This is a genomic window from Streptomyces venezuelae (assembly GCF_008642375.1).
Taxonomy (GTDB): Bacteria; Actinomycetota; Actinomycetes; order Streptomycetales; family Streptomycetaceae; genus Streptomyces; species Streptomyces venezuelae_G.
The window spans coordinates 1971913-1984933 of record NZ_CP029194.1; the positions used below are offsets into that span (position 1 = coordinate 1971913).

15 protein-coding genes and 1 pseudogene are annotated in these 13021 nt (G+C 70.4%); 14 read left to right on the forward strand and 2 right to left on the reverse strand.

Annotated features, from left to right (window positions below):
• The first annotated feature begins 147 nt into the window (after nucleotides 1-147).
• The 13 genes from DEJ46_RS08755 (at nucleotide 148) to DEJ46_RS08815 (ending at nucleotide 11616) form a co-directional block, all read left to right on the forward strand.
• Complete coding sequence (locus tag DEJ46_RS08755) at nucleotides 148-717, forward strand: GNAT family N-acetyltransferase (protein ID WP_150264978.1); 570 nt, start codon at nucleotides 148-150, stop codon at nucleotides 715-717.
• 143 nt (nucleotides 718-860) lie between these two features.
• Nucleotides 861-944: a putative leader peptide gene (locus tag DEJ46_RS40730; protein WP_312846743.1), complete on the forward strand. Its 84-nt coding sequence runs from the start codon at nucleotides 861-863 to the stop codon at nucleotides 942-944.
• A 126-nt stretch (nucleotides 945-1070) separates the two neighbouring features.
• A complete protein-coding gene (locus DEJ46_RS08760) occupies nucleotides 1071-2768 on the forward strand; it encodes a nitrite/sulfite reductase (protein WP_150264979.1) in 1698 nt (565 codons plus the stop codon).
• Nucleotides 2765-2944 (forward strand): hypothetical protein, encoded by a 180-nt coding sequence (locus tag DEJ46_RS08765; RefSeq protein ID WP_150264980.1) that lies wholly within the window; start codon nucleotides 2765-2767, stop codon nucleotides 2942-2944. Before DEJ46_RS08760 ends, DEJ46_RS08765 begins: the two co-directional genes overlap by 4 nt.
• Complete coding sequence (locus tag DEJ46_RS08770; RefSeq protein WP_150264981.1) at nucleotides 2941-3657, forward strand: phosphoadenylyl-sulfate reductase; 717 nt, start codon at nucleotides 2941-2943, stop codon at nucleotides 3655-3657. Before DEJ46_RS08765 ends, DEJ46_RS08770 begins: the two co-directional genes overlap by 4 nt.
• Nucleotides 3657-4247, forward strand: coding sequence for an adenylyl-sulfate kinase (cysC, locus tag DEJ46_RS08775; RefSeq protein ID WP_150264982.1), 591 nt, complete (start codon nucleotides 3657-3659; stop codon nucleotides 4245-4247). Before DEJ46_RS08770 ends, cysC begins: the two co-directional genes overlap by 1 nt.
• Nucleotides 4244-5179: a sulfate adenylyltransferase subunit CysD gene (gene cysD / locus DEJ46_RS08780; protein WP_141295251.1), complete on the forward strand. Its 936-nt coding sequence runs from the start codon at nucleotides 4244-4246 to the stop codon at nucleotides 5177-5179. The genes cysC and cysD overlap by 4 nt, the downstream gene beginning before the upstream one ends.
• A gap of 2 nt (nucleotides 5180-5181) precedes the next feature.
• Nucleotides 5182-6531, forward strand: a complete 1350-nt coding sequence (locus DEJ46_RS08785; protein ID WP_150264983.1) for a sulfate adenylyltransferase subunit 1 — start codon at nucleotides 5182-5184, stop codon at nucleotides 6529-6531.
• Between the two features lie 205 nt (nucleotides 6532-6736).
• Nucleotides 6737-7846: an aliphatic sulfonate ABC transporter substrate-binding protein gene (locus DEJ46_RS08795; protein WP_150264984.1), complete on the forward strand. Its 1110-nt coding sequence runs from the start codon at nucleotides 6737-6739 to the stop codon at nucleotides 7844-7846.
• 33 nt (nucleotides 7847-7879) lie between these two features.
• Entirely contained in the window at nucleotides 7880-8674 is a 795-nt protein-coding gene (locus DEJ46_RS08800) for an ABC transporter ATP-binding protein (protein ID WP_150264985.1), read from the forward strand.
• Nucleotides 8661-9563, forward strand: a complete 903-nt coding sequence (locus tag DEJ46_RS08805) for an ABC transporter permease (RefSeq protein WP_150264986.1) — start codon at nucleotides 8661-8663, stop codon at nucleotides 9561-9563. The genes DEJ46_RS08800 and DEJ46_RS08805 overlap by 14 nt, the downstream gene beginning before the upstream one ends.
• An 8-nt stretch (nucleotides 9564-9571) precedes the next feature.
• Nucleotides 9572-10315, forward strand: a complete 744-nt coding sequence (locus DEJ46_RS08810) for a sirohydrochlorin chelatase (RefSeq protein ID WP_150264987.1) — start codon at nucleotides 9572-9574, stop codon at nucleotides 10313-10315.
• Nucleotides 10316-10569: 254 nt separating this feature from the next.
• Entirely contained in the window at nucleotides 10570-11616 is a 1047-nt protein-coding gene (locus tag DEJ46_RS08815; protein WP_150264988.1) for a hypothetical protein, read from the forward strand.
• 125 nt (nucleotides 11617-11741) lie between these two features.
• Here DEJ46_RS08815 and DEJ46_RS08820 read toward each other — a convergent pair.
• Nucleotides 11742-12068 (reverse strand): annotated as a pseudogene (locus tag DEJ46_RS08820) (DUF4158 domain-containing protein); the annotation flags it as partial.
• Nucleotides 12069-12203: 135 nt separating this feature from the next.
• On the opposite strand from DEJ46_RS08820, the gene DEJ46_RS39075 reads away from it, so the two are divergent.
• On the forward strand, nucleotides 12204-12368 hold the full coding sequence (locus DEJ46_RS39075; RefSeq protein WP_190622508.1) for a hypothetical protein: 165 nt from the start codon (nucleotides 12204-12206) through the stop codon (nucleotides 12366-12368).
• Here the strand turns inward: DEJ46_RS39075 and DEJ46_RS08825 are convergent.
• Nucleotides 12365-12997, reverse strand: a complete 633-nt coding sequence (locus DEJ46_RS08825; protein ID WP_150264989.1) for a DsbA family protein — start codon at nucleotides 12995-12997, stop codon at nucleotides 12365-12367. The two genes, DEJ46_RS39075 and DEJ46_RS08825, sit on opposite strands and share 4 nt — an antisense overlap.
• Nucleotides 12998-13021: the final 24 nt, after the last annotated feature.

Sequence of the window (13021 nt, forward strand, 5' to 3'; positions counted from 1 at the left end):
CTTGGACACCCCGCCCACCCCGCTCACTCCGCCCACTCCGCTCACTTCTCCCACCTCTCCCACCGGGACCACCGGGACCACCGGGCCCCCGGCCGCGGCGGCCGACCCCGGTCGCCTCCCCGGCGGGGCTCGTGATGCGATGGGCCCATGCACATCACGCTCACCACCTGGTCCCTCGAACAGACCTCCCCGGCCGATCTCCGGCCCGCCCGGTTCCCGGAGGGCGACGACATCACGATCGCCCGGGCCGAGGTGCCCTCGGCGGAGTTCAGCCGCTTCCTCTATACGGCGGTCGGTGGCGACATCCGCTGGAACGACCGGCTCTCGCTCACGTACAAGCAGTGGCAGGAGATCGTCGAGAAGCCGGGCGCCGAGATCTGGGTGGCGTACGACCGGGGGACACCGGCCGGATACGTGGAGCTCGACCCGCAGCCCGACGGCGTCGTGGAGATCGTCTACTTCGGCCTGATCCCCGCCTTCCGGGGGCGCGCGATCGGCGGCCACCTCCTCTCCGAGGGCGTGCGGCGCGCCTGGGACCTGGCCGAGCGCTGGCCGGACCGGGAGGCCACGAAGCGTGTCTGGCTGCACACCTGCTCGCTCGACGGTCCGCACGCGATGGCCAACTACGAGCGGCGCGGCTTCCGGCTCTTCGACACGAAGGTGGAGGAGGTCGAGGAGTCGGAGACCCCCGGCCCGTGGCCCGGGGCTCACGCCTGAACCACGCAGCGATTACGTTGAAGGGGCCCCGCCGGGGCCCCTTTTACGTGACCTGGAACACAGCATCTCGCACACCGAGACAGTTCTGTCCAAATAACGGACGATGCTGGACTGCGTCCAAAGTCCCGTGACACGCTTCCGTCATGTCTGGAACTGGAACTGCCTTGGTGAGTCGGCGGCACGTCGACCTCGGCCGCATGTCCAGCGCCATCTGTCCGGCGCGCTGACACCACCAGCACCGCCGCGATCTCTCCTCTGCCCGACCCTGCTGCGCACTGACGCGCCACCCTCTGACCTCAGCGCGAGTGTGCAGGTCAGAGCCGCCCTCTCGCAGTCCCGAAGGACAAAACGCCATGGCCGCCACCCCGGAAAACCCCACACCCGCCGCCGCCCGCCGCAAGGCCGGGCGCCACCGTGGCGAGGGTCAGTGGGCCGTGGGGCACTTCACCCCGCTGAACGGCAATGAGCAGTTCAAGAAGGACGACGACGGTCTCAATGTGCGGACACGCATTGAGACGGTCTACTCGAAGCGCGGTTTCGACTCCATCGACCCCAACGACCTCCGCGGCCGCATGCGCTGGTGGGGCCTCTACACCCAGCGCAAGCAGGGTCTGGACGGCACCAAGACCGGCGTCCTGGAGCCGGAGGAGCTGGACGACGAGTACTTCATGCTCCGCGTCCGCATCGACGGCGGCCGGCTGACCACGCAGCAGCTCCGGGTGATCGGTGAGATCTCCGAGGAGTTCGCCCGCGGCACGGCCGACATCACCGACCGGCAGAACGTCCAGTACCACTGGATCCGCATCGAGGACGTCCCCGAGATCTGGAACCGCCTGGAGGCGGTCGGCCTGTCGACCACCGAGGCCTGCGGTGACACCCCGCGTGTCGTCCTCGGCTCGCCCGTGGCCGGGATCGCCGAGGACGAGATCATCGACGGCACGCCCGCCATCGACGAGATCTACCGCCGGATCGTGGGCAACAAGGACTTCTCCAACCTGCCCCGCAAGTTCAAGTCCGCGGTCTCCGGTTCGCCGCTGCTCGACGTGGCGCACGAGATCAACGACATCGCGTTCGTCGGCGTGCGTCACCCCGAGCACGGCCCCGGCTTCGACGTGTGGGTCGGCGGAGGCCTGTCCACCAACCCGAAGCTCGGCGTCCGGCTCGGCACCTGGGTCTCGCTCGACGAGGTCCCGGACGTGTACGAGGGCGTCATCTCGATCTTCCGCGACTACGGCTACCGCCGGCTGCGCAACCGCGCCCGTCTGAAGTTCCTGGTCGCCGACTGGGGCCCGGAGAAGTTCCGCCAGGTCCTGGAGGACGAGTACCTCAAGCGCAAGCTGCCGGACGGCCCCGCCCCCGAGCAGCCCGCCGGCCAGTGGCGTGACCACGTCGGCGTCCACCGGCAGAAGGACGGCCGGTTCTACGTCGGTTTCGCGCCGCGCGTCGGCCGGGTCGACGGCGCCACGCTGACGAAGATCGCCGAGATCGCCGAGACGCACGGCTCCGGCCGGGTCCGCACCACCGCCGAGCAGAAGATGCTCGTCCTCGACATCGAGGAGGCACAGGTCGAGGGCATCGTCTCCGCCCTGGAGGCGCTGGACCTGCGGGTCACCCCCTCGCCGTTCCGGCGGGGCACGATGGCCTGCACCGGCATCGAGTTCTGCAAGCTCGCGATCGTCGAGACGAAGGGCCGCGGCTCCTCGCTCATCGACGAACTGGAGCGCCGCATCCCGGAGTTCGACGAGCCGCTGACGATCAACATCAACGGCTGCCCGAACGCCTGCGCCCGTATCCAGGTCGCGGACATCGGTCTCAAGGGCCAGCTGGTCCTGGACGACGAGGGCAACCGCGTCGAGGGCTACCAGGTGCACCTGGGCGGCGCCCTCGGCCTGGAGGCCGGCTTCGGCCGCAAGGTCCGCGGCCTCAAGGTCACCGCCGCCGAGCTCCCGGACTACGTGGAGCGGGTCCTCAAGCGCTTCCAGGCGGAGCGCGAGGACGGCGAGCGGTTCGCGACCTGGACGGCCCGCGCCTCGGAGGAATCCCTCTCATGAGCGAGCGAGCCGCACCGTTCCACTGCCCCTACTGCGGGGACGAGGACCTGCGTCCGAACGAGCAGGGTCACGGCGCCTGGGAATGCGCCACGTGCAGCCGTGCCTTCCAGTTGAAGTTCCTGGGGCTGCTCGCCCCGGGCACTTCGGGCAACACCCCTGGAAGGGAAGAGATATGACGGTCACCCAGATCGATCAGGACGCCACCGCGGCCGACCTCAAGGCACTCGCCGAGCAGGCCGGCCGTGACCTGGAGGACGCCTCGCCCCTGGAGATCCTCCGGTGGGCCGTGGACACCTTCGGCGCGCGCTTCTGCGTCACGTCCTCCATGGAGGACGCGGTCGTCGCCCATCTCGCCTCGCGGGTCCGGCCCGGCGTGGACGTCGTCTTCCTCGACACGGGCTACCACTTCGAGGAGACCATCGGCACCCGGGACGCCGTCGACGCCGTCATGGACGTCAGCGTCATCACCCTGACGCCGCGCCAGACGGTGGCCGAGCAGGACGCCGAGTACGGCGCGAAGCTGCACGAGCGCGACCCCGACCTGTGCTGCGCGCTGCGCAAGGTCAAGCCGCTGGAGGAGGGCCTGACCGCCTACAGCGCCTGGGCCACCGGCCTGCGCCGCGACGAGTCCCCGACCCGGGCGAACACCCCGGTCGTCGGCTGGGACGAGAAGCGGCAGAAGGTCAAGGTCTCCCCCATCGCCCGCTGGACGCAGGACGACGTCGACGCGTACGTCATGGAGCACGGGGTCCTCACCAACCCGCTCCTGACGGACGGTTACGCCTCCGTCGGGTGCGCCCCCTGCACCCGTCGTGTCCTGGAGGGCGAGGACGCCCGCGCCGGACGCTGGGCGGGCCGCAACAAGACCGAGTGCGGACTGCACGGCTGATGACCCCCACCCCTCAGACCTCCCCCGAGATCTCCCACACCTCCCAGGAGAACCACGTGACCGGTGTCACCATCTGGCTCACCGGCCTGCCGAGCGCCGGAAAGACCACCATCGCGTACGAGCTGGCCGGCCGCCTCCGCGACGAGGGCCACCGCGTCGAGATCCTCGACGGCGACGAGATCCGCGAGTTCCTCTCCGCGGGCCTCGGCTTCACCCGCGAGGACCGGCACACCAACGTGCAGCGCATCGGCTTCGTCGCCGAGCTGCTCGCCTCGCAGGGCGTGCAGGTCCTGGTGCCGGTCATCGCCCCGTACGCCGACAGCCGCGAGGCGGTCCGCAAGCGCCACGCCGCCGAGGGCACCACCTTCGTCGAGGTGCACGTGGCCACCCCCGTCGAGGTCTGCTCGGTCCGCGACGTCAAGGGCCTCTACGCCAAGCAGGCCGCCGGCGAGATCAGCGGCCTGACCGGCGTCGACGACCCGTACGAGGCCCCCGAGACGCCCGATCTCCGGATCGAGTCCCAGAACCAGACCGTGCAGGAGTCCGCGGCGCAGCTCCACGCGCTGCTCACCGAGAGGGGTCTGCTGTGACCACCGTCGTCAACGTCCACGAGACGACCGACAGCCCGTTCGCGCTGTCGCACCTCGACTCCCTGGAGTCGGAGGCCGTCCACATCTTCCGCGAGGTGGCGGGCGAGTTCGAGCGGCCGGTGATCCTCTTCTCCGGCGGCAAGGACTCCATCGTCATGCTGCACCTGGCGCTGAAGGCCTTCGCCCCGGCGCCGGTCCCCTTCACGCTGCTGCACGTCGACACCGGGCACAACTTCCCCGAGGTCCTCGCCTACCGCGACCGGGTCGTGGCCGAGCACGGGCTGCGGCTGCACGTCGCCTCCGTGCAGGAGTACATCGACGCGGGCAAGCTGCGCGAGCGCCCGGACGGCACCCGCAACCCGCTGCAGACCGTCCCGCTGACCGAGGCGATCCAGCAGCACCGCTTCGACGCGGTCTTCGGCGGCGGCCGCCGCGACGAGGAGAAGGCCCGCGCCAAGGAGCGGGTGTTCTCGCTGCGCGACGAGTTCTCGCAGTGGGACCCGCGCCGGCAGCGCCCCGAGCTGTGGCAGCTCTACAACGGCCGCCACGCGCCCGGCGAGCACGTCCGGGTCTTCCCGCTCTCCAACTGGACCGAGCTGGACGTCTGGCAGTACATCGCCCGCGAGGGCATCGAGCTGCCGGAGATCTACTTCGCGCACGAGCGTGAGGTCTTCGCGCGCAGCGGCATGTGGCTGACCGCCGGCGAGTGGGGCGGCCCCAAGGACACCGAGACGGTCGAGAAGCGGCTCATCCGCTACCGCACCGTCGGCGACATGTCCTGCACCGGTGCCGTCGACTCCGACGCCACCACGCTCGACGCCGTCATCGCCGAGATCGCCGCCTCCCGCCTCACCGAGCGGGGCGCGACCCGCGCCGACGACAAGATGTCCGAGGCCGCGATGGAAGACCGCAAGCGCGAAGGGTACTTCTAGCCATGACGAACACGACCGACCAGTTCGCCGAGTTCGCCGACGTCTCGGCGACCACCCTGCTGCGCTTCGCCACCGCCGGCTCCGTCGACGACGGCAAGTCCACGCTGGTGGGCCGTCTCCTGCACGACTCCAAGTCGGTCCTCACCGACCAGCTGGAGGCCGTCGAGGCCGCGTCGATCAAGCGCGGCCAGGAGGCGCCCGACCTGGCACTCCTGACCGACGGCCTGCGGGCCGAGCGCGAGCAGGGCATCACGATCGACGTGGCCTACCGTTACTTCGCCACCGCCCGCCGCCGCTTCATCCTCGCGGACACCCCCGGCCACGTGCAGTACACCCGGAACATGGTCACCGGCGCCTCCACCGCCGAGCTGGCCGTCGTCCTGGTCGACGCCCGCAACGGCGTGGTCGAGCAGACCCGCCGGCACGCCGCCGTCGCCGCGCTGCTCCGCGTCCCGCACGTGGTCCTGGCCGTGAACAAGATGGACCTGGTCGACTACCAGGAGCCCGTCTTCGCCGCGATCGCCGAGGAGTTCACGACGTACGCCTCCGAGCTCGGCGTCCCGGAGATCACCGCGATCCCGATCTCGGCGCTCGCCGGCGACAACGTCGTGGAGCCGTCCGCGAACATGGACTGGTACGGCGGCCCGACGGTCCTGGAGCACCTGGAGACCGTCCCGGTCAGCCACGACCTGACGGCCTGCCACGCGCGCTTCCCGGTCCAGTACGTGATCCGCCCGCAGACCGCCGAGCACCCCGACTACCGGGGCTACGCCGGTCAGATCGCGGCGGGCGCCTTCCGCGTCGGCGAGCAGATCACGGTCCTGCCGTCGGGCAAGACCTCCACGATCAGCGGGATCGACGCGCTCGGCGAGTCCGTGGACATCGCCTGGGCCCCGCAGTCGGTCACGATCCGGCTCGCCGACGACATCGACATCTCGCGCGGCGACCTGCTCGCCCCGGTCGGTGACGCCCCGGCGACCAGCCAGGACGTCGAGGCGACGGTCTGCCACGTGGCCGACCAGCCCCTCGCCGTGGGCCAGCGGGTGCTGCTCAAGCACACGACCCGCACGGTCAAGGCCATCGTCAAGGAGATCCCCTCGCGGCTGACCCTGGACGATCTCTCCCAGCACCCGAACCCCGGGCAGCTGGTCGCCAACGACATCGGCCGGGTCGTCGTGCGCACCGCCGAGCCGCTCGCGCTCGACGCGTACGCGGACTCGCGCCGTACCGGTTCCTTCCTGCTGATCGACCCGGCGGACGGCACCACGCTCGCGGCGGGCATGGCGGGCGAGTCCTTCGCCACCACCAAGGCCGTCTCGGTCGTCGAGGACGTGGAGGGGTGGGACTTCTGATGTTCCAGGACATCTACGCCACCTTCGCCAAGGAGGGTGGTCGCGTGGGCGGCGGCACCCTCGGCACGGGCCAGGGAGGCGTTGCGCGATGTTGCGCGCCGACCTCCACGCACCGCGCGAGCGGTGCGACGCGGCTCCACCCGATCCACCCCGAACGACATAGACGCAGACTTCGCAGAAGTTGACATCGAGGGGAACACTTCCCGTGCCTGCCACCACCCGTACCACCCTGCGCCGCGGCCTGGCCGCCGCCGCCGTCCTGCCGCTGCTGATCGGCGCACTCGCCTCCTGCGGCTACGGCTCCGAGGCCAAGAACGACGAGAAGAAGGTGGCCGCCGAGGGCAAGAAGCTCTCCGCCGACACCGTACGGCTCGGGTACTTCCCCAACCTGACGCACGCCACCGCGCTGGTGGGTGACCAGGAGGGCATCCTCCAGAAGGAACTGGGCGGCACCCTGCTGAAGCCCACCACCTTCAACGCCGGTCCGTCCGAGATCGAGGCCCTCAACGCGGGCTCGATCGACATCGGCTTCATCGGCCCCTCGCCGTCCATCAACGGCTACGTCAAGACCAAGGGCACCAACCTCCGCATCATCGGCGGCTCGGCCTCCGGTGGCGTGAAGCTCGTCGTGAACCCCGCGAAGATCAAGACCCTGGACGACCTCAAGGGCAAGAAGATCGCCACGCCGCAGCTCGGCAACACGCAGGACGTGGCCTTCCTCAACTGGATCTCCGAGAAGGGCTGGAAGGTCGACGCCAAGAGCGGCAAGGGTGACGTCTCCGTGGTCCGCACGGACAACAAGGTGACCCCGAACGCCTACGGCTCCGGCGCCATCGACGGCGCCTGGGTGCCGGAGCCGACCGCGTCGAAGCTGGTCAGCGACGGCGCGAAGGTCCTGCTCGACGAGTCCGACCTGTGGCCGGACAAGAAGTTCGTCATCACGAACATCATCGTGTCGCAGAAGTTCCTGACGGCGCACCCGGACGTCGTCGAGGCTTTCCTGCGCGGCGCGGTGAAGACCAACGAGTGGATCAACGCCAACCCGGACAAGGCGAAGGCCTCGGCCAACGCCAAGCTCAAGACGATCTCCGGCAAGGCGCTCGGTGACAAGGTGATCGACGCCGCGTGGCCGTCCATCCAGTTCACCGACGATCCGCTGGCGGCCACGCTCCAGGCCCAGGCCGACCACGCGGTGAAGGCAGGCCTCCTGGAGAAGCCCGAGCTGTCCGGCATCTACGACCTGAAGCCGCTCAACAAGGTCCTGAAGGCCGCGGGGCAGCCCGAGGTCTCCGACGCCGGTCTCGGCGCGAAGTAACCAGCCGCAGCTCATACCCAGGAGGTGACGACCATGGCCACGACCGCGACGCTCGCCAAGGCCGAGGACCGCACGGCGGTGACCCATGCCGCCCGTATCGAGCATGTCTCCAAGTCCTTCGGCGGACCCGCCGGCGGACAGCTCGTCCTCGACGACATCTCGCTCGATGTCGCCCCCGGCGAGTTCGTCACCCTCCTGGGTGCCTCGGGCTGCGGCAAGTCCACGCTGCTCAACCTGGTCGCCGGGCTCGACCGGCCGTCCGCGGGGTCCATCGAGACCCCCGGCGGCCGGCCGGCCCTGATGTTCCAGGAGCACGCCCTCTTCCCGTGGCTCACCGCGGGCAAGAACATCGAACTGGCCCTGCGGCTGCGCGGAGTACCCAAGGCCGAGCGGCGCGAGGAGGCCGAGCGGCTGCTCGACCTCGTGCGGCTCGGCGGCTCGTACGGCAAGCGCGTCCACGAGCTGTCCGGCGGCATGCGCCAGCGGGTCGCCCTGGCGCGCGCGCTCGCCCAGGACAGCGATCTGCTCCTGATGGACGAGCCGTTCGCCGCGCTCGACGCCATCACCCGGGACGTGCTGCACGACGAGCTGACCCGGATCTGGCGGGAGACGAAGCTGTCGGTGCTCTTCGTCACCCACAACGTCCGCGAGGCCGTGCGGCTGGCCGAGCGCGTCGTCCTCCTCTCGTCCCGGCCCGGCCGGATCGCCCACGAGTGGACGATCGACATCCCGCAGCCGCGCCGCATCGAGGACTCCGACGTCGCGGAGCTCTCCGTCGAGATCACCGAGCACCTGCGTGGGGAGATCCGCCGTCATGGCCAGCACTGACACCACTCCTAAGACCCCGAGGACGGGGAAGGCCGACGACCTCGCCGGTCTGGAAGCCGGTCTGGACGCCCTGGACAGTGTGCAGATCCGGCGGACCCCGGTCCGTGAGGTCCTCCTCAAGAAGGTGCTCCCGCCGGTCATCGCGGTCGCGCTGATCCTGGTCGTGTGGCAGCTGCTGGTCTGGGGGAAGGTCACCGAGGAGTACAAGCTCCCCGCCCCGTCCGCCGTCTGGGACAGCCTGACCACGATGTGGCTGGAGGGCACGCTCCTCGAAGTCCTGTGGACCAGCGTGTCCCGGGCGCTGCTCGGCTTCCTCATGGCGCTCGCCATCGGCACCCCGCTGGGACTCCTCGTCTCCCGGGTGAAGTTCGTGCGCGCGGCGATCGGCCCGATCCTCTCCGGCCTCCAGTCGCTCCCCTCGGTCGCCTGGGTGGCACCGGCCGTGCTCTGGCTCGGCCTCAACGACAGCATGATGTACGCGGTGATCCTGCTGGGCGCCGTCCCGTCGATCGCCAACGGCCTCGTCGCCGGCGTCGACCAGGTCCCCCCGCTCTACCTGCGGGCCGGCCAGACGCTCGGCGCGACCGGGCTCAGGGGCGCCTGGCACATCGTGATGCCGGCCGCGCTCCCCGGCTACCTGGCCGGTCTCAAGCAGGGCTGGGCCTTCTCGTGGCGCTCGCTGATGGCCGCGGAGATCATCGCGTCCTCCCCCGACCTGGGAGTCGGCCTCGGCCAGCTGCTCGAGCACGGCCGCAACAACATCGACATGGCCGGGATCTTCCTGGCGATCATCCTGATCCTGATCGTCGGTATCGCCATCGACCTGCTGATCTTCAGCCCGCTGGAGCGCACGGTGCTCCGTCGTCGCGGCCTGCTGGCGAAGGGCTGAGCCGCACCGTGAACAGGCCCGCCCTCCTCGTCATCGCCCACGGCAGCCGCGACCCGCGGCACGCGGCGACCGTCCAGGCGCTCGTGCGCCGGGCCGGCGCGCTGCGGCCGGGGCTGCGCGTGGAGACGGCGTTCCTGGACTTCAACCTGCCGTCGGTGGCGGGTGTCCTCGACCGGCTCGCCGCCGACGGGGTACGGGACGTGGTGGCGCTGCCGCTGCTGCTGACCCGGGCCTTCCACGCGAAGGCCGACATCCCCGCCGTCCTTCGGAAGGCTCCGCCGTCCCTGCGGATCCACCAGGCGGAGGTCCTCGGCCCCTCTCCCCTCCTCATCGAAGCGGTGGAACGGCGGCTGTACGAGGCCGGGCTCAGGCCCGGCGACAAGAGCACGACCGGGGTCGTCCTGGCCTCGGCGGGCTCCACCGACCCGGAGGCGATCGCGGTGATCGCAGAAACGGCGCGGGAGCTGCGGCGCACCGGTTGGTGCTCCGTGCGGCCCGCGTTCGCCTCCGCATCTCTCCCCCGCACGGAGGAGGCCGTACGGCTCGTCCGTACCGACCCGGGCGTGCGCCGGGTGGCCGTCGCCCCGTACGTGATCGCCCCGGGCCGTCTCCCGGACCGCATCGCCGCCGGTGCGGCCGAGGCGGACGTCCTCGCGGACGTCCTGGGCCCCTCCCCCGAACTGGCCGCGCTCCTCGTGGAGCGGTACGACGGCGCCCGCGCGGCACGCCGGCCGGTCGCCCACACCGCCTGACCCCCGCGGTCCGTCTCCGGCAGGCGGCCGGCCGTCCCCGGCTCGCCGCCGACCGCCTTCCCGGTTCCGTCGGCTGCCTCGGCCTCGCCGCCGACCGGGCCGCCACCGTGGGTGAGAAGCCGGCCCTCGTCACCCTCGGTTCGGGACGCAGGGTCCGGGGACCTCGGGGAGTTCTCCAGCGAGTGCGCCATGTCCGGCCTTGGGGCACGCGGTTGCGGGTCCCATTGTCATAGCCAGTTGGCAAGATCGAGTTTATGAACAGTACCCCGACCACTCCGCCGCGGCCGTTCGATGTGACCACGGTCTTCCCTCAGCTGGCTCCGCTGGCCCGCACGGCGACCCGGTTGCACCCCCGCCGGGGGACCCCGTCACCGCAGGACAGTTCCATCGGCGGACCACTGCTGTGGCCCGCCGACGAGCCGTGGCCGCACTGCGAGGAACCTCATGTAGTGGACGGGATCAACCGGGCGCTGCCGCCCACGGACGTGAGGCTGAAGCGGCGCATCAGTACCGCCTCCCGCGGACGGAGCCTGACCGATCAGGAACGAGAAACCCTGGAGCGGATCACCCCTCCTCGGAAGTACCCAGTGAAGGTCGCGGTCGCCCCGTATGAGGGTTCCATCGCGATGCTGCCGGTCGCGCAGCTGTACAAGCGGGACGTGCCCGATCTGCCCACACCCGAAGGAGCAGACCTGCTCCGGGTCCTCTGGTGCCCCTTCGACCACCCGATCATGCCTAAGACCGCCCTGTTCTGGCGGTCGACAGCCACGGTCACCGACATCCTCACCACGCCCCCCGAACCGCCCGCGATGCAGTTCGACGACTACCTCCCCGAGCCGTGCCTGCTCCGCCCCGAGCAGGTCACCGAATACCCCGACCACCTGGAGGTGAGCAAGGAACTGCAGGAGCAGCTCGGGAACTGGCGCATGTGGCAGGCCGCCGACGTGGAGATAGACAGTGACTACGAGTCGTGCCCGGAGGAGTTCTATGACAGTGAACTGGCGGGCGCGCCCGGCTGGAAAGTCGGCGGTTGGCCGCGGTGGACCTCCACCGACCCCGGCCCTCGGCTCTGCACTGCGTGCGGCAGTGACATGGATGCCCTACTGACGATCGCCACGTTCGAGAGCGACGACGACAGCAGCTGGCTCCCGCACCAGGAACCGGCGGATGAATCACTCCCGGGCTTCGACCCCTACGAACGTCGCCAGCCCACTGCCGTCCAGATCGGAAGCGGCTACGACCAGCAGCTCTACGTGTGCCCGGCGACGCCCGAGCACCCCCACTCCGAGCTGATGCACTAGCCAGCCACATGGCGTCGGGCCCGCCCGAGACCCCGGTCTATCGCCAAGCGCGGCGCCTGTAGCCCTACGGAACTTCCGCCCCCACTCCGCATCCTCGTACTCGTGGTACTCGTACGCGTCCCGGACTCCCACGCGTGCTCGTACGCCGTCGGCTTGCGCTCGGTGTACTGCTTCACGCAGCTGACGTCCTCGATGCCGAGCTGGTCCCCGAGGTACTCCACCACCGCCCACGGAACGTCCAGCGGGTCGTCCGGGAGGAAGCGGCCGATGTAGCGCACGGTGCACATCTGGAGAGCGAACCCGAGCCGGTTGTGATCACCGCGCCGCTTCGCGACCAGCTTGCGGTCCTCGTCGTCGAGGAAGAAGAACCGCTCCAGCTCCGGCCGGGTCGGCTCCTCGTTGAACTTCCCGTACGACGCCGCCTGCTCGTCGGTCAAGAACTCCACTGGCATGGACCTGACGCTAACGACGCCCGCAGCCGCTCAACGACCGGGAGCCGGACGGCCCGGGCGGGCACGTCGAGCGGCGGCGGGCTCGGCGCCGCCGGCGGCGGCGGAGTCTTCCTCTCCGAGGGCCGGCTCGCGGCCATGCCTCCCACGGGTGGGGCCGCGCTCTCGGAGGTGCGGGCCGCGGGTCTGCGCGTCGTGTCCGACGGTGGCGTCTACGCCCTCGCCGCGGACGGCACGGTGACCCGGCACCGGGTCGTCACCGACGGAGACGGCTTCTCGGTCGGTCCTGCGGACAGGCCCTAGCTGAAGTCGAGGCCACCCGTGCGGGTCCTCTTCAGTTCGAAGAGGTCGGGGTGGGCGGCCAGGACGCGGAAGCTGTCGAAGAGTTCGGCCGCCTTCTCCCCGCGGGGGATCGCCCGCAGGACCGGGCCGAACCAGACGGTGCCGTCGACGTGGATCGTCGGCGTGCCGACGTAGGCTCCGGCTTCGGGATCCTTGCCCGCGTCGTGGCTGCGGCGGACGGCCCCGTCGTACGCCGGGTCGTGGGCGGCGGCGGCGAGTTCGGGCGGCAGACCGAGTTCGGTGAGCGATTCGGCGATCACGGCGTCGAAGTCCTGCTGCTTCTTCTCGTGGATGCGGGTTCCGTACGCGGTGTAGAGCGGGCGCAGGATCTCCTCGCCGTGCTGCTCGGCGGCGGCCACCGCGACGCGCACCGGGCCGATCGAGGCGTCGACGAGCTCGCGGTACCAGTCGGGCAGGGTGTTGCCCTCGTTGTGGACGTACAGGCTCATGACCCGGAAGCGGAGGTCGACGGGCCGCAGGCGTTCGACCTCCAGGATCCAGCGGGAGGTGACCCAGGCGAAGGGGCAGGCGGGGTCGAAGAAGAAGTCGACGGTGGTGCGGGGTTCGGTGGCGGTCGCGGTGCTCGTCATGCCATTGAATCTAGTCAGTGGGTG